The organism is Phaeobacter porticola, from assembly GCF_001888185.1.
Lineage (GTDB): Bacteria > Pseudomonadota > Alphaproteobacteria > Rhodobacterales > Rhodobacteraceae > Phaeobacter > Phaeobacter porticola.
The window spans coordinates 778,390-804,520 of sequence record NZ_CP016364.1; the positions used below are offsets into that span (position 1 = coordinate 778,390).

Annotated in this window: 23 protein-coding genes and 2 riboswitches; of the genes, 4 read left to right on the forward strand and 19 right to left on the reverse strand. The window is 63.1% G+C overall.

What is annotated here, in order from left to right:
* Positions 1-160 precede the first annotated feature (160 nt).
* From cobF to cbiE, 7 genes are all read right to left on the reverse strand, one after another.
* A complete protein-coding gene (gene cobF, locus PhaeoP97_RS03815; RefSeq protein ID WP_072503950.1) occupies positions 161-925 on the reverse strand; it encodes a precorrin-6A synthase (deacetylating) in 765 nt (254 codons plus the stop codon).
* Between the two features lie 69 nt (positions 926-994).
* A complete protein-coding gene (locus PhaeoP97_RS03820) occupies positions 995-1,672 on the reverse strand; it encodes an energy-coupling factor ABC transporter permease (RefSeq protein WP_072503951.1) in 678 nt (225 codons plus the stop codon).
* A gap of 28 nt (positions 1,673-1,700) precedes the next feature.
* A riboswitch (cobalamin riboswitch) is annotated at positions 1,701-1,917 on the reverse strand.
* Between the two features lie 187 nt (positions 1,918-2,104).
* Positions 2,105-2,869: a uroporphyrinogen-III C-methyltransferase gene (cobA, locus tag PhaeoP97_RS03825; protein ID WP_072503952.1), complete on the reverse strand. Its 765-nt coding sequence runs from the start codon at positions 2,867-2,869 to the stop codon at positions 2,105-2,107.
* Positions 2,866-4,185 (reverse strand): cobyrinic acid a,c-diamide synthase CobB, encoded by a 1,320-nt coding sequence (locus PhaeoP97_RS03830; RefSeq protein ID WP_072503953.1) that lies wholly within the window; start codon positions 4,183-4,185, stop codon positions 2,866-2,868. Before PhaeoP97_RS03830 ends, cobA begins: the two co-directional genes overlap by 4 nt.
* 16 nt (positions 4,186-4,201) lie before the next feature.
* Positions 4,202-4,996, reverse strand: coding sequence for a precorrin-4 C(11)-methyltransferase (gene cobM / locus PhaeoP97_RS03835; protein ID WP_072503954.1), 795 nt, complete (start codon positions 4,994-4,996; stop codon positions 4,202-4,204).
* Positions 4,993-5,370 (reverse strand): cobalamin biosynthesis protein, encoded by a 378-nt coding sequence (locus PhaeoP97_RS03840; RefSeq protein WP_072503955.1) that lies wholly within the window; start codon positions 5,368-5,370, stop codon positions 4,993-4,995. Before PhaeoP97_RS03840 ends, cobM begins: the two co-directional genes overlap by 4 nt.
* Positions 5,367-6,563 (reverse strand): precorrin-6y C5,15-methyltransferase (decarboxylating) subunit CbiE, encoded by a 1,197-nt coding sequence (cbiE, locus tag PhaeoP97_RS03845; RefSeq protein WP_072503956.1) that lies wholly within the window; start codon positions 6,561-6,563, stop codon positions 5,367-5,369. Before cbiE ends, PhaeoP97_RS03840 begins: the two co-directional genes overlap by 4 nt.
* On the opposite strand from cbiE, the gene PhaeoP97_RS03850 reads away from it, so the two are divergent.
* Entirely contained in the window at positions 6,562-7,302 is a 741-nt protein-coding gene (locus PhaeoP97_RS03850; RefSeq protein WP_072503957.1) for a cobalt-precorrin-6A reductase, read from the forward strand. The two genes, cbiE and PhaeoP97_RS03850, sit on opposite strands and share 2 nt — an antisense overlap.
* Here PhaeoP97_RS03850 and cobJ read toward each other — a convergent pair.
* The 7 genes from cobJ to PhaeoP97_RS03885 all read right to left on the reverse strand — a co-directional run bounded on the left by cobJ (position 7,299) and on the right by PhaeoP97_RS03885 (position 15,426).
* The gene (cobJ, locus tag PhaeoP97_RS03855) at positions 7,299-8,063 is read right to left on the reverse strand and encodes a precorrin-3B C(17)-methyltransferase (protein WP_072503958.1); all 765 of its coding nucleotides are present in this window, start codon (positions 8,061-8,063) and stop codon (positions 7,299-7,301) included. The genes PhaeoP97_RS03850 and cobJ overlap by 4 nt on opposite strands.
* On the reverse strand, positions 8,060-8,776 hold the full coding sequence (locus PhaeoP97_RS03860) for a precorrin-2 C(20)-methyltransferase (protein ID WP_072503959.1): 717 nt from the start codon (positions 8,774-8,776) through the stop codon (positions 8,060-8,062). Before PhaeoP97_RS03860 ends, cobJ begins: the two co-directional genes overlap by 4 nt.
* A 3-nt stretch (positions 8,777-8,779) precedes the next feature.
* On the reverse strand, positions 8,780-9,409 hold the full coding sequence (locus tag PhaeoP97_RS03865; RefSeq protein WP_072503960.1) for a precorrin-8X methylmutase: 630 nt from the start codon (positions 9,407-9,409) through the stop codon (positions 8,780-8,782).
* A 1-nt stretch (position 9,410) separates the two neighbouring features.
* Positions 9,411-10,589, reverse strand: a complete 1,179-nt coding sequence (gene cobG, locus PhaeoP97_RS03870; RefSeq protein WP_072503961.1) for a precorrin-3B synthase — start codon at positions 10,587-10,589, stop codon at positions 9,411-9,413.
* Positions 10,586-13,831, reverse strand: a complete 3,246-nt coding sequence (gene cobN / locus PhaeoP97_RS03875; RefSeq protein ID WP_072503962.1) for a cobaltochelatase subunit CobN — start codon at positions 13,829-13,831, stop codon at positions 10,586-10,588. Before cobN ends, cobG begins: the two co-directional genes overlap by 4 nt.
* Positions 13,832-13,940: 109 nt before the next feature.
* Positions 13,941-15,020, reverse strand: a complete 1,080-nt coding sequence (gene cobW / locus PhaeoP97_RS03880) for a cobalamin biosynthesis protein CobW (protein WP_072503963.1) — start codon at positions 15,018-15,020, stop codon at positions 13,941-13,943.
* Between the two features lie 4 nt (positions 15,021-15,024).
* A complete protein-coding gene (locus PhaeoP97_RS03885) occupies positions 15,025-15,426 on the reverse strand; it encodes a DUF1636 family protein (protein ID WP_014879416.1) in 402 nt (133 codons plus the stop codon).
* 99 nt (positions 15,427-15,525) lie between these two features.
* A riboswitch (cobalamin riboswitch) is annotated at positions 15,526-15,740 on the reverse strand.
* 50 nt (positions 15,741-15,790) lie between these two features.
* Between PhaeoP97_RS03885 and cobO the strand changes: the two genes are divergently transcribed.
* The 3 genes from cobO (at position 15,791) to PhaeoP97_RS03900 (ending at position 19,414) form a co-directional block, all read left to right on the forward strand.
* Entirely contained in the window at positions 15,791-16,426 is a 636-nt protein-coding gene (cobO, locus tag PhaeoP97_RS03890; RefSeq protein WP_014873933.1) for a cob(I)yrinic acid a,c-diamide adenosyltransferase, read from the forward strand.
* A gap of 246 nt (positions 16,427-16,672) precedes the next feature.
* Positions 16,673-17,905 carry a PAS domain-containing protein gene (locus PhaeoP97_RS03895; RefSeq protein ID WP_072503964.1) on the forward strand — a complete coding sequence of 411 codons (1,233 nt, stop codon included), beginning with the start codon at positions 16,673-16,675 and terminating at the stop codon, positions 17,903-17,905.
* Between the two features lie 150 nt (positions 17,906-18,055).
* Positions 18,056-19,414: a hypothetical protein gene (locus tag PhaeoP97_RS03900; RefSeq protein ID WP_072506277.1), complete on the forward strand. Its 1,359-nt coding sequence runs from the start codon at positions 18,056-18,058 to the stop codon at positions 19,412-19,414.
* A 184-nt stretch (positions 19,415-19,598) separates the two neighbouring features.
* On the opposite strand, the gene glpD is transcribed toward PhaeoP97_RS03900, so the two are convergent.
* The 5 genes from glpD to PhaeoP97_RS03925 all read right to left on the reverse strand — a co-directional run bounded on the left by glpD (position 19,599) and on the right by PhaeoP97_RS03925 (position 25,930).
* Complete coding sequence (glpD, locus tag PhaeoP97_RS03905) at positions 19,599-21,188, reverse strand: glycerol-3-phosphate dehydrogenase (RefSeq protein WP_072503965.1); 1,590 nt, start codon at positions 21,186-21,188, stop codon at positions 19,599-19,601.
* Positions 21,181-21,966, reverse strand: a complete 786-nt coding sequence (locus tag PhaeoP97_RS03910; RefSeq protein WP_072503966.1) for a DeoR/GlpR family DNA-binding transcription regulator — start codon at positions 21,964-21,966, stop codon at positions 21,181-21,183. Before PhaeoP97_RS03910 ends, glpD begins: the two co-directional genes overlap by 8 nt.
* 94 nt (positions 21,967-22,060) lie before the next feature.
* Positions 22,061-23,167, reverse strand: coding sequence for a DUF1513 domain-containing protein (locus PhaeoP97_RS03915; RefSeq protein WP_072503967.1), 1,107 nt, complete (start codon positions 23,165-23,167; stop codon positions 22,061-22,063).
* A 4-nt stretch (positions 23,168-23,171) separates the two neighbouring features.
* Positions 23,172-24,290: an imelysin family protein gene (locus PhaeoP97_RS03920; RefSeq protein WP_072503968.1), complete on the reverse strand. Its 1,119-nt coding sequence runs from the start codon at positions 24,288-24,290 to the stop codon at positions 23,172-23,174.
* Positions 24,290-25,930, reverse strand: coding sequence for a di-heme oxidoreductase family protein (locus PhaeoP97_RS03925; RefSeq protein ID WP_237028978.1), 1,641 nt, complete (start codon positions 25,928-25,930; stop codon positions 24,290-24,292). The genes PhaeoP97_RS03920 and PhaeoP97_RS03925 overlap by 1 nt, the downstream gene beginning before the upstream one ends.
* Positions 25,931-26,131 lie beyond the last annotated feature (201 nt).

Below are 26,131 nucleotides of genomic sequence, written 5' to 3' on the forward strand. Positions count from 1 at the left end.
TTTGATGAAAATGTGACAAGCAGTTATTGTGAATTTTCACCAAAAGCCATCATAGCGCGCCATGATGCTTAACGGGTGCTTAGGTGAAATTAACAGTGTCTGAACTGTGCGGGTATTGTTGCGTATATGCGCATGAAAGATCCAGTTGGTTATCCGCGAATCAACGCCGCAGCAGATAGATATCCATGATCCAACCGTGATCGGCGCGGGCTTTGGCGCGGGTTTCGATGATCTGATCGGTGACCTCGTCCAGCGGGCCCGAGATCGAAATCTCGTTCTCCATCCCGGCATAGGCAGTCCACCAGATTTCAACGCCATCAGCCTCAAGCGACTGGAACGAACAGGCCCCGTCCAGCATCACAACCAGCGTCTCGGTCCCCTCCGGCCAGCCCGCATCGCGCAGCTGCCGCCCGGTGGTGATGGTGAAGGGGCCGTTGATGGTATTGATCGGGATCGCATGCGCCGCCGTCAGCGCCTGAATGGAGGTAATGCCGGGAATGACGCGCAGGGCAATCTCGGTCCGCGTCTTCAGCCGGTCTGCAATCCGCATCGTGCTGTCATAAAGCGAGGGATCTCCCCAGACCAGAAATCCAACCGCGCCGCCCTCGGGCAGGTGGGTGGTGATGGTCTGCCACCAGATCTCGGCAATGGCGTCATGCCAGTCGTCGACACGCTGTCGGTAATCCTGTGTCGCCTCATCCCGCACCGGCAAGTCGAATTCCACGATACGGGGGGCTTCACCGGTCTGGCCATGACCCCGGATCGCCTCAGCACAGATTGCTTGACGCAGCCCGGCCAGATCGTCCTTACCGGTCCCTTTGTTGGGGATCAGGATCAGATCCTGCGCGTTCAGTGCCTCAACAGCCTGCAGGGTCAGATGCTGCGGGTTGCCGGTGCCGATACCGATCAGGGTGAGGTCAATCATCGCGGGGCCTTTCAGACAAAAACACGGCCCCGAAGGCGGGGCCGTGCCGGTTCATTCATGTGCCAAGGATCAGGCGTTGTTGTAAAGGCGCGGTGTCACCAGCGCGCTGCCGTTGAGGCCACGCATCGCCTTGGCACCAGCCAGAACCGCCAGATCGGCAATTGGCTCGATCAGGACCACCAGCGTATAGGCGCCGCCAAAGGTGAGCACGGAGGTCACGGTCTCGCCGCCAAACCCCTGGCCGTAAAAGGCCCAGAACGCCACCCAGGCCACCACGCCGCCCTGATAGGCAGTGCTCAGCGCCAGCGCCTGACTGTATTTCAGATCGATATAGGCGGTGCCCGGTGCAATAATGCGGCTGGCCAGCGCCTGGAGCGCGAACAGCGGCACCAGCAGCGTGGTCAGGTTGATGAAATACATCGGCAGATCAAACGGCGCAAAGAACACACCCTGAATCAGCAGACCCGCCGCCAGACCAAAGGCCGCAGGTGCAGATCCAAGGATCAAAAACAGGGTCGAGCCGAGAATGAAATGCACCTCGGACACGCCAACGGGGAAATGCGGCAGCACCTCAAAGAACAGGAACACGCCAACAGTCGCGACCAGTGCGCGCAGCGCGTAGGAGGCGATATTGGTCTTTTTCAGATCCGCAAAGGTTTCCTTGGCGGTATAAGTCGCAGCGCCAGCGGCGGTGGCATAAGACAAGCCGATTTTGGTGGCATCAACGATGCCTGGTTCGATATGCATAACTGTCTCCTCTCCGTCTCACCCGACGGGATGTTGTTGTTGCATGGCCGGTCTCCTGACTCGCGGGTCGCTGCTTGCTTTCCCCCTTCCCAGCCAGTTGGCCAGTGGGTGTTGGAAAGCTGCTCGCCGCTCACAGTCGCGGGGGCGGTTGAGGCTTCGGTGCCGCGATTGGGTCCACCGTTCCTCATTCCCGTTTCAGTCCTGACGCTTCGCGCCGTTGGAACACCATATGCCGCCTATGTGGCCCCTGTGCCCCGACTCGGTCAAGTTCGAATCCGGCCCCGGAGAAGGCGATTGCGACGCGTCCTTGGGTCAGCTGTCGCGAACACGGAAAAATAGAAATATCCCACCCGCGAAACACGGATAGGATGTGACTTCTCAGAGCGGGGTGACCTATGGTCTGGGTGTAGGGACCGCGCGGTGACCGGCTGGTTAGCCGTCGTCCTTTGCGCTGACCCCGGCGTGGGCGGGATCCGCCGGTTGATCGGCAAGCGGGCCGTAGAGGATCAGCACCGGCGCCGTGGTCTCCATCGCGCGCAGCACCTCCGGCAGCTCGCCGACTGTATGGCAATGCAGCTCCTGCTCCGGCGTCGAGACCCCCAGTGCAATCAGCGCATGAGTCTGCGGGGGCAGCCCCGCCTCCAGCAGCTTTTCCGCCAGTGAGGCAAAGGTCCGCTTGCCCATATAGACGACGGTGGTCGCATCCGGGTCCGCCAGCGCGGCGAGGTTCAGCTGATCAGGCAGCCCGCCGGTGACGTCATGACCGGTGATGAACTGCAACCGCCGCGCCGTCAGCCGCCGGGTCAGCGGGATGTTCGCCGCCGCCGCCGCCGCTGAGGCCGCTGTGACGCCGGGCACGATCTCGAACCCGATGCCGGCCTGCCGCAGCGCGGTGATCTCTTCCTCCAACCGGCCAAAGACACCGGAATCGCCGGATTTCAGCCGCACCACATGCAGGCCACTCTGGGCGTAATCCACCAGCAGCTGGCTCACATGGTCCTGCTTGGGCGAGGGGCGACCCGCCCGTTTGCCGACGCCCACCAGATCGGCATCCGCGCGGGCATGGGTCAAGATCGGGCCGGAGGACAGATCGTCAAACAGCACCGCATCCGCCGCTTCCAGCCGTTTGACGGCCTTGACGGTCAGCAGTTCCGGATCGCCGGGACCAGAGGAGACAAAGCTGACAAAGCCGCTCATGCCTGCTCTCCGGTGATCAGGTGGAAGAAGGTGCCGGTGACATGGCCTTTGATTGATCCGGTTTCCGGCACCGGGTTGCCGTCCGCGTCCATGACATTGGCCAGTGGCGCATCGGGTTCGTCCAGAATGGTCGAATAGTGGAATTCGTGCCCGCGCAGGGCGGTGCCTGCCGCAAAGCCCGGCATTCCGGCCTGAAGCACAGCCCGGCGATAGCCAAGGTGGAATTTGCGCTTCTCATAGGAGGTCACAAGACCCAGAAGGCCGGCCATCTGGTGCCGGTTGCCTTCCTTGTCGATCAGCGCTTCGCCGAGCGCCATGTAACCACCGCATTCGCCATGAACCGGTTTGGTCTCGGCGTGTTTGCGCAGCCCCGCGCGGAAAGTCTCCGCCGCCGCGAGGGTGCCGCCATGCAGTTCCGGATAGCCGCCGGGCAGCCAGACCAGATCGGCGTCCGCCGCAGGTGCTTCATCCGCCAGCGGCGAGAATGGCAGGATCTCTGCCCCCGCCGCGCGCCAGCCGGTCAGCAGATGCGGGTACGTAAAGGAAAACGCCGCATCCCGCGCCAGCGCAATTCGCTGCGCCGGGGGCAGAGGCAGTTTTGCCGCCGCCGGAGCAGCACCTGCGAGGGCCGCCGACTTGATCGCCTCCAGATCGACATTCTCGCGCAGGAACGCCGCATAGCCTGCAATCGCCGCTTCCAGATCGGGATGTTCCACCGCCTGAATGAGGCCCAGATGCCGCTCCGGCAGCGCCAGATCGCCACGCCGGGGCAGGGATCCCAGTACCTTGATACCGGCCTTCTCCATCCCCAGTCGCGTCAGCCGTTCATGCCGCGGGCTTGCCACCCGGTTCAGGATCACGCCGGCAAAAGGCAGGTCAGGATCGTAATTCTTGAACCCCAGCGCTGTGGCCGCTGCCGATTGCGCCTGTCCGCCCACATCCACCACCAGCACCACCGGCCAGCCCATCCGCTTGGCCGTCTCGGCAGAGGAGCCAAAGCCCGACTGCCCGCGCGTGGCCACACCGTCATACAGCCCCATCGAGCCTTCACCGATGCAGATTTCCGCACCCGCCGCCTGACCCGTGACCGCATCCAGCAGGCCCGCGTCCATCGCCCAGGTGTCGAGGTTGAAACTGGGCCTGCCCGCCGCCGCAAGGTGAAAGGCCGGGTCGATGTAATCCGGCCCGCTCTTGTAGGGTTGCACCACCAGCCCGTCCTCTGCCAACGCCCGCAGAAGGCCCAGCATCACCGTGGTCTTGCCGGTGCCGGAGGAGGGCGCCGAAATCATCAGTCCGGGAGGGTTCATATCTGTCATTGGATTAGCCATTCTATCAATCATCCCCGTGGCTCCAGCTCGACCATGGGCTGTCCGCGTTTTGCGGGCGATAGCGGCGGTCGTAGTCTGTGGCGTAAAGGCAGCTTTCGTCAAAGCCTTCGCCTTTCAGTACCGGCCCGACAAGGATCAGCGCGGTGCGCGAAATTTTTTCGTCCAGCGATGCCTTCAGCGTCTCAAGGGTGGCGCGGATGATCTGCTGATCCGGCCAGCTGGCGCGATAGACCACCGCCACCGGGCAATCAGCCCCGTAATGCGGCGTCAGGCTGTCCACCACATGATCCAGATTGCCGATCGACAGGTGAATGGCCAGCGTGGTGCCGGTTTTGGCAAAATTCGCCAGCGACTCGCCTTCGGGCATCGAGGACGCGCGGCCCGGCGTGCGCGTCAGCACCACCGACTGACCAAGGCCGGGCAGTGTCAGCTCGGTTCCCAGCGCCGCAGCGGCGGCAGCAAAGGACGGCACGCCGGGGGTGACGCTGACCGGAATGCCCTCGGCCTTCAACCGCCGGATCTGCTCACCCATTGCGGACCACACCGACAGATCGCCGGAATGCAGCCGCGCCACGTCCTGACCTGCCGCATGGGCGGCCTTGATTTCACCCACGATGGCGTCCAGATCCATCGCCGCCGTGTTCACCACCTTGGCGTCCGCGGGGCAGTGGCTCAGGATCTCCTCCGGCACCAGCGACCCCGCATAAAGGCACACCGGGCAGGCGGCGAGGATATCGCGCCCGCGTAAGGTAAGAAGGTCGGCAGCGCCCGGTCCGGCGCCAATGAAGTGAACGGTCATGGCTCAAGTCTTTCTGCTATGGCCGCGGTGGCAAGCCCATCCGCGGTGACAACTCTTGGGGCCAAGAGACGCGCCCGCGCCCCCGGTGCCCCATGGCGCGCGCCCGCCAGCGCCGCGGCTTCCGCCAGCGAGCCGGTGCCAAACCGCGCCTTGATCCGGGGTGAGCAGGTCAAGGTCTGCTCCCCGGCAATATCCTGTTCCCGCAAGGCAATCAGCGGCAGGCCGATGCTGCGCGCAAAGTCCTGCATGGCGGGCGTTGCGGCCTTTTCCGCAATAGACGCCAGCGCGTCCACCCGCTCACCAGTCAGCGCCAAAGCCGCCTGTAAATCCGCCGCCGCGGCGCTCTCACGAAATCCAATCCCCGCCACTTTCATCGCGTGACGCTCCACTGAATGACAGGCCGCGCCCGTCGCCAGTCGCGCATAGACCCCAGCGGGCCTGCCTCGGCGATTTCAGCTTTTAACAACTGCCCGCCGCGCGCGGCATGGGCTTGCATCAGCAGGGTCTCGGTTTCCAGTGTGACACCATTGGCCACCAGCCGCGTGCCCTCGGGCAGGATGTCCCACAGATAGTCCAGCAAAGCCTGCGACCCGCCGCCGCCAATGAATACGCAGTCGGGCAGGGGCTGGCCGTCCAGCACATCCGGTGCCTTGCCCAGAACCGCACGCATCCGGTGGTCCAGTCCAAACGCCGCCGCATTGGTACGGATATTCTCCAGCCGGCTCTCGCGCGGCTCAAATGTGATCGCCCGCGCTCCACGCGCAGCCAGACACCATTCCACGGAAACAGACCCGGACCCGCCGCCGATATCCCACAACAGCTCTCCCGCACGCGGCGCCAGTGCCGACAGCGTCAGCGCCCGGATGGGCCGCTTGGTGATCTGCCCGTCGCTGGCGAAATGCGCCTTCGCCAGCCCCGACGCCTGCGGCAGCCCGGGCCGCATGGCCTCGATGGCCATAAGGACCGGAGCCCCCCCTGGCGGCAGGTCCCAAGCTTCGGCAGTGGCATGGAACAGCCTTTCCTTGGGGCCGCCAAGCCGCTCCATCACATGCAGCCGCGCATCCGGCTGGCCATTCGCAACCAGCCAGGCCGCCAATTCCGCAGGCGCCGCCCCATCCCGCAAGGTGCAGATCACCCGCACGCCCCGGCCCAGCAGCGGCAGCAGCCGCGCGTAAGGCGCCGCATGCAGCCCCAGGCACAGCACTTCTTCCAGCTTCCAGCCCAACCGGTTTGACGCCAGCGCAAAACAGGATGGCGCCGGGTGCGACACCCACTCACCCGCCTCCAGATCCCGCATCAGCGAGCCACCAGCGCCATGCCAGAACGGATCGCCCGAGGCCAGAACGGCGACGCGCTGCCCGCGCGCCGCCAGCACTGGCTCGATGGAAAACGGCACCGGCCAGGGCTGGCCTTTGGCGCCGGCGCCGGCCAATTCCAGATGCCGCGGGCCGCCTATGATCACTTCGGCTTCCGCAAGCGCCTTCCGGCTTGCATCGCCCAAGCCTTCCAGTCCATTTTCGCCCAGACCGATGATCGTAAGCCACTGTCTCAAAGGGCCATCAGACATGACACGCATCCTTCTTCTGGGCGGTACCACCGAGGCCTCGACGCTCGCGAAAACCTTGGCTGAGGCGGGCGCGGATGCGGTGTTTTCCTACGCGGGCCGCACCGCCAAGCCCGTCAGCCAGCCCCTGCCCACGCGCATCGGCGGCTTCGGCGGTGTGGAGGGGCTTTCGGAATATCTGAAGGCCGAAAGCATCACTCATGTGGTCGACGCCACCCATCCGTTTGCCGCGCAGATGAGCACCAATGCGGTTCACGCCTGCGAAGCGACGGATGTGAAGCTTTGCGCCTTCGAACGCCCGGCCTGGCAAGCGGGGGAGGGCGACGCTTGGGTTCACGCCGGGACTATTGATGAAGCCGTTAACGCTTTGCCCGACGCCGCGGCACGGGTGTTTCTGGCCATTGGCAAGCAGAACCTGACCCAATTTGCCGCCAAGCCCCAGCACCACTACCTGCTTCGGCTGGTGGACGAACCAGACGCGCCCCTGCCGCTGCCGCGCACCACGGTCGAAACCGCCCGCGGCCCGTTTGACGTTCAGGGCGACACCGCGCTGATGCAGCGCCATGGCATCACGCATATCGTCGCCAAGAACGCTGGCGGCGCGGGCGCCGCAGCCAAACTCATAGCCGCGCGCGACCTCGCGCTGCCGGTCATCTTGATCGGCAGGCCGCAGGTGCCTGCAAGACCCATCAAGGGCAGCGTGGCAGAGGTGATGGCCTGGCTGTCGCATTCTCCGGTTTAACCCTCCGCCGCGTAGCGGGGGGTATAGACATAGTTGCCAACCCGGCGGGTGTCGCGGTTGCCGACAATCACCACCGTGCGCATGTCAGCCATCTCCGGCGTTGCGTCCTTCAGCGGCACGGTCAGCAGTTCCTGCCCCGGTTTGGTCACGTCACGGGCAAAGGTGATGAGGGTATCCGCGCCGCAAGCCTCCCGCAGGATTTCCAAAGCGCGGGCAAACTGATGCGGCCGCGACTTGGAGCGCGGATTGTAAAACGCCATCGCCAGTCCGGCCTCGCCAACCAGTTGCAGGCGTTTTTCGATCAGGCTCCAGGGCTTCAGATTGTCGCTCAGGTTGATGGCCGCGAAATCATGCCCCAACGGCGCGCCGATGGCAGCCGCAGCCGCCAGCATCGCGGTAATACCGGGCAGCACGCGGATCTCCAGATCCAGCCACTCCGGTTTGCTTTCCGCATTATTCTCCAGCGCTTCAAACACCGCAGAGGCCATGGCAAATACGCCGGGATCACCGGAGGACACCACCACAACGCGCTTGCCCTCGGCGGCCATTTCCAGCGCATGGGTGGCGCGGTCGACCTCGACCCGGTTGTCTGTGGCGTGCAGGGTCAGGCCCTCGCGCGGCGCGATACGCTTCACATAAGGGATATAGCCAACGATATCCGTGGCCTCCCCAATGGCGTCGCGCACTTCCTGCGTCACCAGCGCCTCGTTTCCGGGGCCGAGGCCGGCAATCACCACCCAGCCGTTTTGCGATAGTTTCATGGCCGGCGCCCCTGTCCGTGAACCAAGACGATAGAGAAGTAAGGCACCTCGCCCTCAACATCTGACAGCTTCTGCACGGTCTGGCCGGGCATGGTGCCGCGTTCGACAAGCCAGGCGTCCTCCGCGCGGCCCGCGCGTTCCAGTGCGCGGCGCAGTTTGGGCAGGTTGCGGCCGATTTTCATCACCACCAGCGCGTCGGTCTCGGACGCGCGTTTGGCCAGTTCATCCTCGCTGAGAGTGGCCATCGCCACGGTCAGAACATCATCGCCCCAGGTGATCGGCTGGCCAGAGGCAGTCCAGCAACCAGACATGCCGGTGATGCCGGGAATGATCTCCTGCGCGGCCCGGCCCTGAAGCCGGGTGTAGAGATGCATGTAAGAGCCATAGAGGAACGGGTCCCCCTCACAGAGCACCACGACGTCCTCACCTTTGGCAATCTCGGCCAATGTGTCGGCCCAGCGGTCATAGAACTCCGCCAGCACCCGGTTGTACTCGGGGTCGGAGAAATGAATCTCGGTCGTCACCGGGTATTCCATCGCGTGCTCGATGACGCCGTCTGCCAGCATCCCGTCGACAATCGCGCGGGCCTGCCCCTTGCGGCCGGCCTTGCGGAAATAGGCGATGTGGCGCGCGCCGGAAATCATCCGGTGCGAGCGCACGCTCATCAGGTCGGGATCGCCGGGGCCAAGCCCCGCGCAGATGACTGTACCCATTTGCTATTCTTTCCAGCTTGCAAGCGCGTTGACCGCCGCCACGGTGATGGCAGAGCCACCCAAACGCCCTTTGACGATCATCGAGGGCACTGGCAGATCTTCCATCAGCGCGTCCTTGGATTCCATCGCACCGACAAAACCGACGGGGCAGCCGATGATCGCGGCGGGGCGGGGGCAATCGGGATCTTTCAGCATGTTCAACAGGTGAAACAGCGCTGTTGGCGCATTGCCGATGGCCACGACCGCACCTTCCAGTTTCGGGCGCCACAGCTCCAGCGCGGCAGCGGAGCGGGTATTGGACATGTCCTTGGCCATATCCGGCACTTTCGGGTCGCGCAGGGTGCAGATCACCTCGTTATCCGCAGCCAGGCGCGGGCGGGTGATGCCCTCGCTGACCATATACGCATCGCAGAGGATCGGCGCGCCCTTGGCAAGGGCTGCGCGGGCGGTCTCAGCCATGCCGTCGGAAAACCGTACATGCTCTTCCAGCCCCACCATGCCGGCGGCGTGGATCATGCGCACGACGACGCTTTCCTCGTCCTTGTTAAAGCGCGCCAGATCGGCCTCGCGGCGGATGGTGGCAAAGCTTTCGGCATAGATCGCGGCGCCGTTGGTTTCATAGGTGTGGAGCATGTCAGCTGCCCTCTGTCATAAGGTCTGGAGCGGCGCGCAATGCATCGGCGCTCAGGGAGGTGTTTAGCGGGTGATCCGCGGCAGTGCCATTGCGGATCAGGTCAAATTGGTCGTCACCGGTGGCTGTCAGCACCAGATCGGCGGGGCGGGGATGGGCGCAGCCCTTGGTGCAGCCGGAAATATGCAGGTGTTGACCAGCAGGGACCGCAGCGGCCAGATCGCGAGCCAGTTCGCGCGTGACCGCGCGCGCCTGCGGGCAGCCGGGGGCGCCGGTGCAGGCGCTCACACGCAGGCGGGGATCCGTGGCGTCCAGGATCAGGCCGGGCAGGGGCGGCAGGCTGTCGATGCCTTCCACCAGCAGCATCCGCCAGGGGGTCAGCCGCAGCGCGCCGTGATCGGCAAGTTTGGCCAGCGTGCGGGCAGGCATCTGGCCGAATTCCAACGCCACCAACAGGCCAAAGGGGGTCGCGCCCGGCTGCTGTGGTGCAAGCCGCGGTGCGCCGGGGGCGGCTGCGACATGCACTGCGGGTGGTGTGCGGCGCGTCATCAGCTGGTGCATTCTGCCACGTCCCTCCGACGCGCCGCCCTGATCGAGAAACCAGCGGGCCAGGGCGAGCGCCTCGCCAGCGGCGGCTTCTGCCGTTACTGGTAGGCCGGTGTCTGCCCCATCGGCCCGCAGGAGCAGCCCGTCCGGGCCGCGCTCAATACGGATATCGGCAGCGGTGTCTGTCAGGACCGGAGCCGCGCCGCAATCCACCGCGAAGCCGAATTTTCCGGGCAACTTCAGATCTGTCGCCTCTGTCAGCGCGGCCGCCAGATCCAGTGCAATCAGGTGGCTTACGTCCCCCGCCTGCCAGAAGGGCGTCAGAGTGATATTGCGCCGCGCCTCCGCGCCTGCGTCCTCATCCAGCAGACCAAGATCGCGCAGCCCGGCGATCAGTCCCGCGTGGGCCTCTTCGCGGATGCCGCGCAGCTGCAGGTTGGCGCGGGCGGAAATATCGACAAGGCCAGACCCATAACGCTGCGACAGCTCGGCCAGACCGCGCGTCTGTTCAGCCGTGAGCCGTCCCAAAGGTGCGCGCACCCGCACCACCAGCCCGTCACCCGACATCATCGGGCGCAGCGCACCGGGGCACCAGCCATAGACTTTGGGCGGTGGAGAGGCGGCTTGGTCAGTCACACCGCGCCCTCCAGCTCGGCCATGATCGAGTTGCGTCGCGTGCTCCAGAGACCGGCGTCAAACAGCGCGCGAAAGCGGTCGCGCATGGCCTGAAGCGCGTCGGGGTTTTCGCCGCTCATGAACTCAACCAGATCCTCGCGGCCCAAAGTGGCCTCGAAATAGAGATCAAACAGATGCGGCTGTACCACCTGCGCCAGATGCGCAAAGGCCGCCATGTGATCCAGCGTCGCCGCGATTTCCGCCGCGCCGCGAAAACCGTGGTTCATCATCGAGGTGGCCCAGTCCGGATTGGCGGCACGGGCACGGGTGACGCGGGCGATTTCCTCACCCAAGCTGCGCGCCTGCGGTTTGTCAGGGCGGGTAGCATCCATGTGGTAAAGTGCCGGTGCCTTTTGGCCGATGCGCGCCATCGCGGCGGCAAACCCGGCCTCATGTGCCGCATAATCCGAGGCCACCAGCAGGTCGGTTTCCGGCAGATCCTGCAGGTGCACAAAGCTATCCGTGGTTTGCAGCCGGGCCTCCAGCGCCTCGCGGGCATCGTGGATATCGCCCTTGGCATCAATTGCATGGGATGAGGCATTGAGCCAGGCCTCGCCCGCTGCTGCGCGGGCCTCGTCGGTGTAGTCATCCAGATGCGGGTTCATCGACAGGCCATACTGGCCCGGTTTCGGACCAAAGACGCGGGGCGTCTCGATCAGATAGGGATTGTCTGCGGCGCTCTCTTCCCGTGCCGCCAGTGCGGCGGCGGCGGTCTCGAACATCTGGGCAAGGCCGGGGAAGACATCGCGGAACAGACCTGAAACCCGCAGGGTGACATCAATGCGCGGGCGGTTCAGCATTGAGAGCGGCAGCACTTCGAAACCGGAGACGCGCTCGGAGCCTTCGTCCCATTTGGGCGCCAACCCGGCAAGATGCAGCGCCATGGCAAATTCCTCGCCTGCGGTGCGCATGGTGGCAGAGCCCCAGAGATCAATTACCAAGCCCTTGGGCCAGTCACCGTGGTCCTGAAGGTGGCGGCGCAGCAGCTCTTCCGCCAGCTTGACCCCTTGCGCCTGCGCCGCCCGCGAGGGCACCGCGCGGGGATCCGTGGTAAAGAGGTTGCGCCCGGTCGGGATCACATCCGCGCGGCCGCGAAAAGGCGATCCAGAGGGGCCGGGGGCGACCATTTGACCATTGAGGGCCGCGATCAGACCGGCGCGTTCGTCCGCCCCACATTGGCCGGTGCCAAAGATATGCAACCCCTCGCCATATTGGCTTTCCTTGATGTCGCAGACAAAGGCATCGATGCGGGTGATCGCTTCGGCGGCGCAGCTGTTTGGGGTGAGGCCAAGATCAGCCTCCACGCCTGTGCCTTGCGCCTCGGTTCGGATGCTGTCGATCAGCCGGTCGCGGCGGGCGGGGTCCAGACCGTCGGCGGTGGAATATTCATCCAGCAGGCTTTCCAGCCGCGCCATGCCATCCGGCAGATTGGTCTGGGCCAGTGGCGGTGGCAGATGGCCAAGTGTAACCGCGCCAATGCGGCGCTTGGCCTGTGCGGCCTCGCCCGGATCATTGACGATAAAAGGATAGGCAACCGGCAACGGGCCGGTCAGCACCTCGGGCCAGCAGGCAGCCGAAAGTGCGACGGATTTGCCCGGCAGCCATTCCAGCGTGCCATGGGCGCCGATGTGGACGATGGCATCAGATTGGCTGCGCAGCCACATGTAAAACGCCACATAGGCATGGCGCGGGGTACGGTCGAGATCGTGGTAATCATCGACGCGGGTTTTCACCTCGCCGCGCTCCGGTTGCAGTGCGATCAGCGCCTTTCCCGCGCGCAACGCTTTGAAATGAAACGCCCCATCGCGGCAGTCTGGGTCTTCCTCCGGCTGGCCCCAAGCCGCAGTCAGGGTGTTCTGTAGATCCTGTGGCAGAGTGGCAAGGGCGGTTTTGTAGTCCTGCAACGGCAGGCTCAGCCTTTCCTCCATCAGGCGCAGGCCGGTGTTCTCCTGCGGTTCGACCACATAGCCCTGATCCCATAGCTCGCGCAGGATTTCATCGCAGGAGGCCAGCGCATCCAGTCCCACCGCATGGGCCAGATTGTGATCGCGCCCCGGATAGGTCGACAGCACCAGCGCCAGACGTTTGTCATGATTGGGCAGCTGCGCCAGCCGCAGCCAGCCCTCGATCCGGTCCACTGCGGCCTTTACCCGGTCCATGTCGGCGCGATGGGCAAAACGGGAATATTGCAGGTCCGGGTCTTTCTTGCCTGGCGCTTTAAAACTGACCAGCCCTGCGAAAATGCGGCCATCCACCTCGGGCAGCACCACATGCATCGCCAGATCGGCTGGTGACAGACCCCGGTCGGCCTCGGCCCAGTCCTTGCGCCGCGCGGTCGAGAGCGCCACCTGAAACACCGGGCAGCCGGTGGTGGAGAGCGGCGAGGCGCTGCCGTCGCTGCCCTGCGCGGAAAATGCCGTGGCGTTGATGATCGCAGCCGGGGCCAGATCGGGCAGGGCGCTGCGCAGCCAGTCGGCAGCTTCCGGCGCCTTCAGGCTGGCGGCAAAGACGCCATAGGCGGCATAGCCCCGTCCGCGCAGCTCGCCGATCAGCGCATCGACAGGCCCGGTGTCGGCGGCCGTCAGATAGGAGCGGTAAAAACTGACCAGAACCAGCGGTTTGTCCTGTTCTGGCAGCTCTGCCAAGACGCCGCGATTCGGGTCGTAACAGCCATATTGCGGCACGGATTTCAGCCCCGTCACCGGACCGGCATAGAGCCCCGCCGCCAGCGACAGCTGCGCCAATGCGGCCTGCGCGGCCACGGCCCCGCCGCTATCGCAGAGATGTTGCAGACGGCGGAGGGTTGAAACCGGCAGGGTCGACAGCTCATCCAGACGCGGATCTTCGCGTCCGTCAGCGGGCAGGATCGCCAGCGCGATGCCTTTGCGGCGGGCCAGATCCTGCAAGGTGGCAAGCCCGTAGGACCAGTAGCTTTCGCCGCCGATAAGACGCACAAGGACGCCCTTGGCGCCCTCCAGTGTCTGTTCGGCGTAGACGTCCACCGACAGGGGGTGTTTCAGCGCCACCAGATTGGCGAGCCTCAGCGAGGGCAGCCGGTCCTTGCCGCGATGCCAGCCTGCCGCAAAGGCCCCGAGATCGCTGTCAGAAAACGACAGCACCACAAGATCCGCAGGCGTCTGCCCCAGATCCTGTGGTGTATCACTCTCATCAAGGCCGTGGCTTTCGCGGAAGACGACATGCATGGGTCAGGCCTTTACATTCTGGCAGGCGGTGGGCGCTCTCAGGGTCGGGCGCAGCCCGGCCTGCGACCGGGCGATGTCATTAGAAACAAGACGCCAGACCAGCATAGCTTCAGGCCCCCAGCTCGGCGCGGATCGCCTCGGCGTCGATATTGTCATGCTCGGCGATGATCACGAGAACGGTCTTGCGCGCCTGTGCGCCCCAGGGCTGGTCATATTGCGCGCGCAGGCGTTCCCCCACGGCCTGAACGAGCATACGCATCGGTTTTCCTTCCACCGCAACATAGCCTTTGACGCGCAGGATATTACGCTCGCGGGCGAGTTTCACGATGGCATCCTGCAACACTTGCGGATCGGAGACTTCGCCCATTTCGACCACGATTGTATCAAAATCGTCATGGCTGTGGTCATGATCATGATGGTGGTGATCGTCGCCATGGTCATCGTCGTGGTGGTGATGATGCTCGTGGTGCGAGGGGCGCGCATCCAGATCGTCTTCGGCGGCGGCCTCAAGCCCCAGAATGACACGCGGGTCGATCACGCCTTCGGACATCGACAGGATCGGCAGTTTGCGCGGTGCTTCGGCCTCGATCATGGTGCGGGCCTTGTCCAGACCCTCCTCACCGGCGAGATCGGCCTTGGACAACAGGATGATATCGGCGCAGGAGATCTGATCCTTGAACAGCTCCGACAGCGGGGTTTCATGGTCGATGCCTTCGTCGGCCTCGCGCTGGGCCTGCACCGCCTCCAGATCGGTGGCGAACTGACCTTTGGCGACCGCTTCGGCATCGGCCAGCGCAACCACGCCATCCACGGTGATGCGCGACCGGATCGCGGGCCATTCAAACGCCTTCAGAAGCGGTTTCGGCAGCGCCAGACCAGAGGTTTCGATCACGATGTGATCGGGTTTTTCCGGCAGGTTCATCAGCTGTTCGATGGTGGGGATGAAATCATCGGCCACGGTGCAGCAGATACAGCCATTGGCCAGTTCCATGATGTTCTCTGCCGGGCAGTTTTCATCGGCGCAGGATTTGAGGATTTCGCCGTCCACACCCGCGGTGCCAAACTCATTGACCACGACGGCCAGACGCTTGCCCTGCGGGTTCTGCATCAGGTGGCGGATCAGGGTGGTTTTGCCCGCACCAAGGAAGCCGGTGATAACGGTGACGGGGATTTTATTCAGGTCGCTCATGGGGTCAATCCTTGGACAACGATGGAGGAGTGGAAGGCGCCGCCACAGGTGCGGGCGGAATGCGGGCGATGGATTGCTTGCGGAACACCACGGGGCGTTCGCGCCAGGGCACCAGACCATCCGTGGTGGCGGCATAGGCGGCAGCGCCGGTCAGGATGTCGGGCACATGTTCGTCGGGATCAAGATCGCCGTAGATGTAGCTCCAGCGGGCGTCGCCGCCGCTCAGCACCATGGAGCAGCCACGGGTGCAGGCCGACAGGCATTCGACACCGCGCACCGCAACGCCCTCCGGCAGATCGGCGTCTTGCAGGGCGGCCAGCATGCGGGCGCCGGGGCGCGGGGCCTCCGGGTCGGTCACCTCGCCGCGACGGCAGGTGGTGCAGATCGTCAGTGTTACCTCGGCCATGAGCGCCCTTCACTTGGTTCCAGCGAGGGGGCTGCGAGCCAGCGGGGGCGCGAAGATCGCGCAGGTATCCCAGCCAGTCGCGGAACACCCCGTCCGCCCGTTGCGTTTCTTTTGTTGGCAGGTCTCCCGGCTTGCGGATGCCAAGGCTTGGGGCCTTGACGGTCATCCTGCCTTCCCGAGTTTCCTCAGTGGCATCGGAGACCTCTCCGGTCACGGTCGCGGGGGCGGCTGTGCTTGGCCGGACCCTGATGGCCCAACTGTCACATTCCCTCTTCGCCTGCCAAATGGCAGGAACCAACAAAACCCCCTTGCGCCATTGCCCCTGTCTTTGTCAAGACATGGGCGAACCAGTAGGAGAGCCCCCATGAGCGATACGCCCGAGACCGACATTTCCGAAGCAGAAGCGGCACGCCATGCGGCGAAGATGGCCAAGAAGAAGGCCGCCCGCGACCGCATGATGCAAAACAAGGACGGCGAGAAAGGACTGATCATCGTCCACACCGGCCCGGGCAAGGGCAAATCCAGCTCTGGTTTCGGCATGATCATGCGCTGCATTGCCCATAAAATGCCCTCAGCTGTGGTGCAGTTCATCAAGGGCGCCTGGCAGACCGGCGAACGGACGCTGATCGAAGAAAACTTCAGCGATTTGTGCCAGTTTTACGCAATGGGCGAAGGCTTTACCTGGGAGACCCAGGACAAGGCCCGCGATATTGCCGCCGCGCAAAAGGGCTGGGAAAAGGCCAAGGAGATGATCCGCGACGAGCGCAACACTATGGTGCTCTTGGATGAGATCAACATTGCCCTGCGTTATGACTATATCGACATTGCAGATGTGGTGGAGTTTCTGGAAACCGAAAAGCCGCCGATGACCCATGTGGTGCTGACTGGCCGCAATGCCAAGGAAGAGTTGATCGAGATCGCCGATCTGGTCACCGAAATGGGCCAGATCAAACACCCTTTCCGCGACGGCATCAAAGCCCAGAAGGGCGTGGAGTTCTGATCATTTGAGGTGATCAAAAAGAATGCTGGAAAGCCCCTGCAGGTTGCTGCGGAGGCTTTTCGCCAAGTTTCTTTGGCGGCGCCTGTGGGCAGCGGCGCTTGGCCAAAAGCGTGCCAGAGCGATGCCCTCTGAACCATGCCCTGGGGATGTTCGTGGCAATTGTCAGGATTTTCTTCCGCGTATTTACGGGAGTGTAACGCGATAGGTATAGGCCCGTTACCTACACAAGTAGGGATGGGAAAGCATTTGACGTTCATGGACAGCCGGATCGAAGCGCGTCCGCTTAGGGGAGAGGCTCCCTTTGCGCTAAATGAAGTATTCTACTCCAGAACGGATAGCCGCGGGGTTATTCAGATTGGTAACGAGATCTTCCGACGGGTGTCAGACTTTGCATGGGATGATCTTATCGGTGCCCCACATAAGATCATTCGCCACGAAGACATGCCACGGGGGGTGTTCCAGCTGTTCTGGGAGATCCTCGGCAACGGCGACTTCTTCGGCGGATACATAAAAAACAAGTCCCGCGATGGGTTGTATTACTGGGTTTTTGCCGTCGTTGTGCCTTGCGAAGATGGGTTTCTTTCGGCGCGGATCAAACCGACAAGCAAGCTGTTTGACAAGGTCGCGCAGGGCTATGCGGATTTGCTGAAAGAGGAGCAGGAGGGCGGGCTTAGCCCTGAGGAAAGCCGCGATAGACTGCTGGCCTGGTGTGTTGATCTGGGGTTCGAGAACTACGAACAGTTCGCGGCCAATGCGCTGGCAGATGAGCTGATGGCCCGCGATCAGGGGCTGGAGCAGGCGCCGGACCTTTCGATTGAAAGGCTGCGGACCATGCTTGCAAACTCGGATGTGCTGGCAGAAGAAACCCGTGGTCTGATCGACGACTTTGCGGCGATGCGCACCATTCCCCATAACCTGCGGGTTCTAGCGTCCCGGATTGAACCGTCGGGTGGCCCGGTTACCGTGCTTTCGCAGAACTACGGGTCCATTTCGCAGGAGATGTCGAACTGGTTTGCTACGCATGTTCTGGGAAAGGACAGCAATTTCTCCAAGATCAAGGGGCAGGTGAGTCAGAGCCTGTTCGTCGCAGGCGTAGTGCGTATTTTTGCTGAGTGTAACAAGCAGCTTCAGCGTGAGAATCATGCCGTTCTGGACGAGGAAGGCCGTGCACATGAACAATCGCTGTTGCGGGCGTTGGCCGTGGTGCAGGAAGAACATGCCCGAACACAGTTGTCGGATGTGAACCGCGAGGCAGAGCGCATTACCAAAATTTGCGAAACCATGCAGCGCCAGCTGTTGGGGCTGAGTTCGACGCGGGTGTTGTGTAAAATCGAAAGCGCGCGGCTTCCCGAGGATGGTCACTCGCTCTCTGACATCATCGACCAGCTGGGACGTTTCCAGCAGCGTATCTCGCAGCGGCTTCAGCACATTAGCAATCTTTGTTCCAACGATCCCAAGCCCGCAGATCAGCCATCCTGAGGTAATCAGAAAGAACGGCGGAAAGCCCCCGCAAGGATTTGCAGGGGCTTTTATCATGAGGGGAGTGGATGGAAAAAATCTCTCCTTCCCAGAATTGACTGGATGAACGATGCGCGCAATCATGCACTTTTTGGTTGTATGGATTGTATTATGTCAGAAGAACTCCCAGAATTTCTCACACAAGGGGAACAGGCTCGTTTATTTCCCGTGCTTTCAACAACATCGAAAGAGGGGCGAACGACTTCGATTGTTTTGGCTTGTTTGGCAAAGGTGGATGAATTCGGAGCAAGTCTGCTTGCGAGCCTTGGGCAGCGAGTTGGCGTTCGATCTAAGATTGAAACCTACACTGAAGTCGTCTGTACAAATCGCGCGTCGGATCAAAAGGATAGACCTGACGGCTTGATTGTCATGCGAACAGGGAGCCGTGAGTGGCGCGCCTTGGTTGAAGCCAAAGTGGGATCAAACAATCTTGATGCTGACCAGATCGAAAAATATCGACAATTGGCCAAAGATAATGAGATCGACTGTGTGATTTCCATATCAAATCAATTTGCAACAACCCCTTCCACGCATCCGGTATCCGAAGTCAACAAAAGCCGATCTAAGATTCCGGTCTATCATTGGTCATGGATGCACATTCTTACCGAAGTGGATCTTTTACTGAGCCGCAATTCCGTATCAGATATGGATCAGCGCGTGCTTTTAAATGAGTTGAGGCGCTTTCTGACTCATGAAAGTGCAGGCGTGAAGGGGTTTGATCGTATGCCCAAGGAGTGGGGCGAGCTAAATAAGCTCGTATCCAGTGGGGGTATCATAACTGCAAAATCGGCAGATGCTCATGCGGTTATCACGGCATGGCATCAGGAAACACGCGACTTGTCTTTGATCCTTAGTCGGATGACGGAAGCCTATGTCGCGGAACGGTTGCCAAGGAAATATCTGTCAGATGGGGCGCTGCGTTTCAAAGATGAGCTGAACTTCTTAAGAGAAAATCGCCAGCTACATGCAGAACTGGATGTCCCAGATGCCGCAGCACCAATCAAAGTTGTAGTAGATATTAGTCGACGAAGCGTTGATGTCGGGATGGTTTTGCGTGCGCCAGAAGACAAGGTTTCGACTAGGGCGCGGGTCAATTGGATCTTGCGGCAGGTTAAGGCGGACAAGCAAGAAGACTTGTACCTGAGGCTTATGTGGCCAGGGAAATCGGAGCCTACTCAACATCTGGTTTCTGATTTAAAAGAAAATTCTGATGCAGCAGCTAAAGGGAAAGATCAGCTTTCCCCACATAGCTTCTTTATATTTAGGTCCAAGCAGCTCGGAGCACGTTTCGCGCAGCAGGCAAATTTCATCATCGACTTAGAAGAAATGGTTCCGGCCTACTATCGTGATGTAGGAGCAAATTTGTCAGCGTGGCAGAAGAGAGCACCAAGGATCAAAGAGGATCGATCAACCGCGGAAGATGTGACTACGGAGGCGATTTCTGAGGACGCCCAGAACTATGATGTCTAGCCACCTCAGACAACGTCAGCCTTTCTGACCAAATGTTTTGCGTGCGAAACAATCAGGCAGGGGGGCTGATACTTTTTGTGGGCGTTGCGCGGGGTGCGGGCGCATAGGGGTTGGATGTGTTGCAGGCGGGTTAAGGCGCCGGGGCCTGAAATGGCCCGGCACCCACCCGTCCCAGAGACCGCACTCAGGCGGCCAGATCTGCGGCCTTGCTGCGGATGTACGTGTCGACCGCCGCGCGCTCTTCCTCGCTCAGACGCAGGGCCAGTTTGGTGCGGCGCAGCAGGTAATCCTCGCCGGTGCGGACCCATTCGTGGGCGATGGTCCAGTCAAGTTCACGGGCGGTGATGGTGGCGCCGAAGTCCTGGCCGAGATCGGCGGCTGTGGTGGCTTGGCCCAGCACGTCCCAGGCCTCTGTCCCATAGGCGCGGATCAGGCGACGGGTCGCGTAAGGGCTGAGGAACGGATAGTCCTGCGCCAGTTTCGCGGTCAGTTTTGCCACGTCTCCGACCGGGAAATCACCGCCGGGCAGGGCAACGCCTGCGGTCCAGTCGGCGGGCAGATCGGGGAACACGGTTGCGATCTTCTCCAGCGCGGCCTCGGCCAGTTTGCGATAGGTGGTGATCTTGCCGCCAAAGACATTCAGCAGCGGCGCGGCGCTGTCGTTCAGGGTCAGCACATATTCGCGGGTGGCGGCGGTGGCAGAGCTGGCGCCATCGTCATAAAGCGGGCGCACGCCGGAATAGGTCCAGACGATATCGTCACGGCTGAGCGGATTGGCGAAATACTGCGAGGCGAAATTGATCAGGTAATCCTGTTCCTCGGGCGTGCAGGTCGGGGCGGTCTGCGGGTCGGGGTGGTCGGCGTCAGTGGTGCCGATCAGCGTGTAGTCTTCCTCATAGGGGATGGCGAAGATGATGCGCCCGTCGGTGCCCTGAAAGAAGTAGCAGCGCCCGTGATCATAGAGTTTCGGGACCACGATATGGCTGCCGCGCACAAGACGGACGCTTTCGCGGCTGTTCTGGCCCAGCTTCTGACGCAGCACATCTGCCACCCAGGGACCGCCGGCATTCACCAGCATCTTGGCACGGCGCTGCGAGGTTTCGCCCGTGGTGATGTCTTCAAGGTCAATCACCCAGTGGTCCGCGTTGCGGGTGGCGCCGGTCACTTTGGTGCGGGTCATGATTTCGGCGCCGCGGGCCTCGGCGTCGCGGGCATTCAGCACCACCAGCCGTGCGTCTTCGATCCAGCAGTCGGAATATTCAAAAGCGGTCTTGAACTTCGGATCCAGCGGGCGGCCGGCGGGATCGCTGGCGAGATCCAGTTTGGAGGTGCCGGGAAGGATGCCGCGTTTGCCGAGGCTGTCGTACATGAACAGGCCAAGACGGATCAGCCAAGCCGGACGCCGACCCTTCATCCACGGCATGATGGTGGTCAGCAGTTTTGACGTCGGCGTGGTGTTGTCAAAGCGCATGTCCTTATGAAACGGCAGCACAAAGCGCATTGGCCAGGAGATATGCGGCATCGCTTTCAACAGCACCTCGCGTTCGATCAGCGCCTCACGCACCAGCCGGAATTCGAAGTATTCAAGATAGCGCAATCCGCCGTGAAACAGCTTGGTCGAGGCGGAGGAGGTGGCGGAGGCAAGATCGTTCATCTCAGCCAGCGCCACGGACAGGCCCCGCCCTGCGGCGTCGCGGGCGATGCCGCAACCATTGATGCCGCCGCCGATGATGAAAAGATCGGTGATTTGGTCTTGAGCGTTTGTGTTAGACATTTTCGCTACTTTCGTTTTCGCCAACCCAGAGGATTTGCGTGCCTGCGGCCTTTGCCGCGCGGGAAAATTCAGCGGGGACGGGGCGGTCGGTGACCACCACGTCGAGATCGGAGATATCGCAGATGCGGACCGGGGCGGTGCGCTCGAACTTGCTGCCGTCGCAGACAAGCACGCGCTTGCGGGCGTTTTTGAGGATGGCGCGGGCGACGGAGACTTCACGCGCATCATGGTCAAGAATGGCGCCGTCTGCGTCCATGGCCGAGGCGCCGATGACAGCGATATCAACCTTGTAACGGGCAATGAATTCCAGCGCGTCCTCGCCGACGATGGCGCCGTCGCTTTGCCGGATGGCCCCGCCGACAAGTACCAGTTCCTTGCTCTCATCCTCCATCATCATATTGATAATATTGATATTGTTAGACAGAACAGTGAGGCCGCGATGGCCTGAAAGGGCGCGGGCGACCTGTTCGGTGGAGGTGCCGATATTGAGCGTGATGGCGCAGTTGTCAGGGATCAGATCAGCGGCGAGCGCGGCCATGGCGCGTTTGCCGCGGGCATTCAGCTTGCGCCGTTCGGCATAGTCGCGGCTGGCGCCACTGCTGCTGCGCACCGCACCACCATGCACGCGGGAGAGCGCGCCACGGGCAGCCAGATCGCGCAGGTCGGTGCGGATGGTTTGCAGCGAGACGCCAAAGCGCTGCGCGAGATCCTCGACCTCGACCCGGTCCTGTCGGGTCAGCAGGTCCAGAATGGCGGCCTGTCTGTCGCTTGCGTCCATGGGAGATCCTTTCGCAGGCCTATCTAGGCCTCTGGTTGCGAGAAGTCACGGATTATTTTCGTTTCGCTTTCGTTTCGCTTTTTTGACTGGCTGATCAGGCGATCGGAATCAGATGGTTGTCCCAGGCGAGATCTGTGCGGGCCCGGATGTGCGACGGACGATCAGCTTGGCTGGTGCTCAGCTGTGCCAGCAGCCCCTGACCGGTGGTGACAACAAAGCCATCCGCGTCACTGGCCAGCCCGCAGACATCCGTGAGGCGAAGTTCCCGCAGCAGCGCGCCGGTGGTGCAATCGGCGATCTGCACCACACCACCGCGCGGGGAGGTGACGGCGATCTGTGTTCCATCGCAGGAAAAGGCGACGGAGCCGCCATAGCCGTTGAGGTTGCGCAGGCGGGGGTCATCCTCGGCCATCAGGCGGGGGGCAGAGCCGGGATTGTGCAGACCGATGATCGGCAGGTCCGCGCCCGCGTCGCCCTGCCACTGCATTGCAAAACCAACAGTCCCTGTGGCGCTGATGGCAAGGTGGCGGATCGAGTTCAGGCGCATATCGGCGTTCAGGATCAGCTGATCCTGCAGGGTGCCCTCAAGGCTGAGGTAGCTGAGGTTGGGTTGCATGGTGGCGAGGTTCAGCTTTGCGCGGCCGCTGTCGGGGTGGGTCTGAATGCCGCCGTTGGCCACCACCAGATTGTGCTGGCCGTCAGGGCTGGTGCGCAGCTTGATATCATGCGGGCCAATGCCGCCGGAGGCATGATCGCCAATCCGGCGGTAGCCGTCGCTGGCGTCCCAGATGCCGATGCGGCCGTCGCCGCTTTCAAAGGCGTTTTCGGTGGTGAAGAGAGACCTGCCGTCCGGGGAGAATACGCCATGGCCATAGAAGTGATGTCCGGGTGGCGGGGTGAGCCGGGCCAGGGCCGCACCGGTGCGGCAGTCGATCACATCCGCGAACTGTCCGGGGCGGCGGGCAAAGGCGACCGCCTCCGGGCGGGTCGGGTGCGCGGTTGCGGCATGGCCCCGGGCGGGCAGGGCGTGGCGGAACAGGATGGCGCCGGTGCGGTCCAGACCCGCGAGGAGGAAGCTGCCATCGGGGGATTTACCCGCCGAGAGATAGGCAGGGTGGCCAAGGTCGGCCCAGCTGGCCTGCGGCGCCATGCCTGCGGCCAGAAGACCGGCAAGAAACCCGCGACGGGAGGGGCCTGCCATGGGGTCAATCCCCGTCGAGGGAGTTGAACCCTGCGGTGACGCCGAGTTTCGGGCCAAGCCGGGTGGTGATCAGGCTGCGCAGGTCGTTGACGTCCTGCTGCACGGCTTCGATGCGGAAGCGGCGGGCGGGGTCGGCCACCCCGGCGAGGGAGGGATCGTCCAGCGCGCTGGCGCGGGTCAGCGCCTTGGCAAAGCCTGCATGGATATCCTGCATCAGCGCGGGGTCGCCTGCGGCGAGGGCAAGGGCGAGCGGTTCCATCGCGGTGAGGGTCAGCACGATGTGGCGCTGACTGCGGGCGGAACGGCGGGCCTCGGCGCGGTTGGGGCGGGGGGCGTCGAACTGGCCCAGCGGACGGCCCAGCCGCATATCGATCAGCACCTGAAACCCGGTGGTCAGGGTTTTGAACAGCTCCTGCCGGATCTCCGCCTCCGACTGGTAGCGGTTGCCCGGTCCGGGGCTGACCAGTGTCACGGCATAACTGTTGTGCCAATCATCGCGGATCGTGGCGGTCGTGCGGGCGATGTCGGCGCTGATGGCCGCAACCAGGGTGCAGCGCTGGTCTGCGGTGCCTTCGGATTGGATCGCCGCATCAAAGAGGAGATATTCCAATGCGTAGAAGCCGCGCAGTGCAACCGACTGGCTGGCGAAGGCATCTTCATCGGTGAGGGTGTCGCGGGTGGCCTCGGTGAGGGCGCGGCGCAGGGTGCCGGGGATCTTGTTGCGGCTGTCCGGCCAAAAGGCGAGGGCAAAGGCGCGGTTGTCGGTCTCGGTGGGGCCAAACCGCAGGTGGCTGGCAGCGATCCAGGCGTCAAAGGCGCGGGCAAAAGCGTCGCGCAGGGCTGGATCATCCGGGGTGCAATGGCTGGCGGCGACCTCGGCCAGGGTGGCGCTGGTCTGCGCTAGCCTGTCAAAGCCGGGGAGAATGTGGTGGGTGAGGATCCAGTCCAATTGATGTGCCGGGGCCAGGGTCTGGGGCGGTGTATTGGGCACGCTGACAGCTGTGGTGTCGGTCCGCGCGGGGGCCGCCTGCGGGAGCAGGGTGGCGCAGACCATAGCGGTCGCAACCGTCAGGGCGACAACACGCGACAGGCGCGTGCGGGACAGGGAAAGGGGGTTCGGCATCAGAGCGACTCCAGAAAGCGGATCAGATCGGCGCGGTCTTCGGGCGCAAGGCCCACCACGGTGTCTCGGGCGGATTGGGCTTCGCCGCCATGCCAGAGGATCGCCTCCAGCAGGGTGCGGGCGCGGCCATCATGCAGGAAACCTGCGCGTGGGTTCACTTGCTGCACCAGCCCGATCCCCCAGAGCGGCGCGGTGCGCCATTCGCGCCCGGTGGCGCGGGCTTCGGGGCGGTGGTCAGCAAGGCCGTCGCCCATGTCGTGCAGCAAGAGGTCGCTATAGGGCCAGACCAGCTGGAAGCTCTGCGCGGGTTGCGCCTCCAGCCGGTTGGTGACGAATTTTGGCGTATGACAGCTGGTGCAGCCTGCGCTGTAGAATTGCGCCTTGCCGCGCAGGACGGCGGGGTCGTCCGGGGTGCGGCGGGCAGGCACGCCGAGGTTGCGGCTGTAGAAGGTGACCAGATCCATATTGGGCTGGTCAATCTCGGTCTCGCGAATGTCATTGCCGCCGTGCGGGGCGCTCTGGCAGGCGGTTTGTGCGGTGGTGCAATCGCCTGCATGGACCGGAAACAGCGGCGTGGAGATGCCGATATCGCCGGAAAACGCGGCGGCGGATTGTTCATGCACCGTGGGCTGCCCGGCCTTGTAGCCAAAGCGGCCCAGCATGATCCGGTTGTGTTCCGCTGACCAGACCAGATTGGCGCGCCCGGAGATGCCGTCGCCGTTGCTGTCATCCGCATCCGCGCCTGCCAGAAGGTCTGCGGCGGGGATCGCCTCCAACAGGCCGAGGCCAATCATGCTGGGGGCGACGCGCGGCGACAGCATGGCGTCCTTGTGCAGCGGGCCATAACCGAGGGTATTGGCGCTGTAGTCGGGGCGGTGCAGGGTGGCGGTCTCGCCACCTGCGAGTGCGATGATCTCTTCGCTGTAGGTGACGCCAAGGCGGTATTCGGGCGCGATACCGGGGGCGGAGAAATCCTGCATCTGGCCGCCATAGGTTGGCTCGGGTGCGGTGCCGATGTAGTCGGTGATTGCCTGCATCTGGTCCGGCACCGGGCCGGGGATGGAGACGCGCAGAAACATCGTGGTGGAGACATAATCCGGGCCATCCGGCACATGGCCGCGCCCGTCCTTCAGGTGGCAGCGCTGGCAGGAGCGCGCATTATAGAGCGGCCCCAGCCCATCAGAGGCGAGGGTGGAGGCGGGCGAGAACACCCAGATCTTCTTGAACAGCCCATTGCCGAGTTTGAATTCCAGCTCTTCCTCAAAGCTGAGGTTGGCGCTGTGCTGCGAAAACGCCTCGTCATCGGTGCGGGCGCGCACGGTGGCCGCACCTGCGGGCAGGGCCTCATAAGGTTCGGGCTGGTCGAACTGCGTTGTTGGGCGGGTGACGGCGCGAATGCGGGTCTGTTCCTGCGCGGTGCGGGGAAGGGTGGCGAGATGCGGATCGCCGATCGTGGCATAGGGAGGCGCAGTCTGCGCGCGGTCTGTATCGCCCTCTGGCGCGTCCCCTGCCAGGGTTTCCGACAGCGCAGTGGTTTGCGTGTCGGCCAGAGTGGGAAGCGGTGCGATCAGCGCGAGGAGGCTGAGGCCCATCAACAGCTGGGACAAATGCGGGCGGTGGGGCGACGGGGAAACGCGCATGCGGGCGGGATCACTTCTATTGGCGGGGCGCGGGGCCTCCTGACCTTGGATAGGAGGATCCGGAGCTGGCATCAACTCTTGCAGGGTGGACAATTTGTCCGGGTTGTCCGGGTTGTCCGGGTTGTTCGGGCGAATTGGTGCTGCAAACGGGCCGGGCCAAAACGCCAAGAGCAGGGGCCACGCGATGCGCCGCCCCTGCCG

Coding starts and splice junctions, on each gene's coding strand:
- PhaeoP97_RS03820 (WP_072503951.1), bottom strand. CDS start 1,672: ATGCATATCGAACCAGGCATCGTTGATGCCACCAAAATCGGCTTGTCT.
- cobN (WP_072503962.1), bottom strand. CDS start 13,831: ATGCATGTCGTCTTCCGCGAAAGCCACGGCCTTGATGAGAGTGATACA.
- PhaeoP97_RS03925 (WP_237028978.1), bottom strand. CDS start 25,930: ATGCGCGTTTCCCCGTCGCCCCACCGCCCGCATTTGTCCCAGCTGTTG.
- PhaeoP97_RS03840 (WP_072503955.1), bottom strand. CDS start 5,370: ATGAAAGTGGCGGGGATTGGATTTCGTGAGAGCGCCGCGGCGGCGGAT.
- PhaeoP97_RS03885 (WP_014879416.1), bottom strand. CDS start 15,426: ATGGCCGAGGTAACACTGACGATCTGCACCACCTGCCGTCGCGGCGAG.
- cobA (WP_072503952.1), bottom strand. CDS start 2,869: ATGAGCGGCTTTGTCAGCTTTGTCTCCTCTGGTCCCGGCGATCCGGAA.
- PhaeoP97_RS03900 (WP_072506277.1), top strand. CDS start 18,056: ATGTCAGAAGAACTCCCAGAATTTCTCACACAAGGGGAACAGGCTCGT.
- PhaeoP97_RS03830 (WP_072503953.1), bottom strand. CDS start 4,185: ATGACAGATATGAACCCTCCCGGACTGATGATTTCGGCGCCCTCCTCC.
- cbiE (WP_072503956.1), bottom strand. CDS start 6,563: ATGTCTGATGGCCCTTTGAGACAGTGGCTTACGATCATCGGTCTGGGC.
- cobO (WP_014873933.1), top strand. CDS start 15,791: ATGAGCGATACGCCCGAGACCGACATTTCCGAAGCAGAAGCGGCACGC.
- PhaeoP97_RS03920 (WP_072503968.1), bottom strand. CDS start 24,290: ATGCCGAACCCCCTTTCCCTGTCCCGCACGCGCCTGTCGCGTGTTGTC.
- PhaeoP97_RS03865 (WP_072503960.1), bottom strand. CDS start 9,409: ATGCTCCACACCTATGAAACCAACGGCGCCGCGATCTATGCCGAAAGC.
- PhaeoP97_RS03860 (WP_072503959.1), bottom strand. CDS start 8,776: ATGGGTACAGTCATCTGCGCGGGGCTTGGCCCCGGCGATCCCGACCTG.
- cobM (WP_072503954.1), bottom strand. CDS start 4,996: ATGACCGTTCACTTCATTGGCGCCGGACCGGGCGCTGCCGACCTTCTT.
- cobJ (WP_072503958.1), bottom strand. CDS start 8,063: ATGAAACTATCGCAAAACGGCTGGGTGGTGATTGCCGGCCTCGGCCCC.
- cobF (WP_072503950.1), bottom strand. CDS start 925: ATGATTGACCTCACCCTGATCGGTATCGGCACCGGCAACCCGCAGCAT.
- cobW (WP_072503963.1), bottom strand. CDS start 15,020: ATGAGCGACCTGAATAAAATCCCCGTCACCGTTATCACCGGCTTCCTT.
- PhaeoP97_RS03910 (WP_072503966.1), bottom strand. CDS start 21,966: ATGGACGCAAGCGACAGACAGGCCGCCATTCTGGACCTGCTGACCCGA.
- PhaeoP97_RS03850 (WP_072503957.1), top strand. CDS start 6,562: ATGACACGCATCCTTCTTCTGGGCGGTACCACCGAGGCCTCGACGCTC.
- glpD (WP_072503965.1), bottom strand. CDS start 21,188: ATGTCTAACACAAACGCTCAAGACCAAATCACCGATCTTTTCATCATC.
- PhaeoP97_RS03915 (WP_072503967.1), bottom strand. CDS start 23,167: ATGGCAGGCCCCTCCCGTCGCGGGTTTCTTGCCGGTCTTCTGGCCGCA.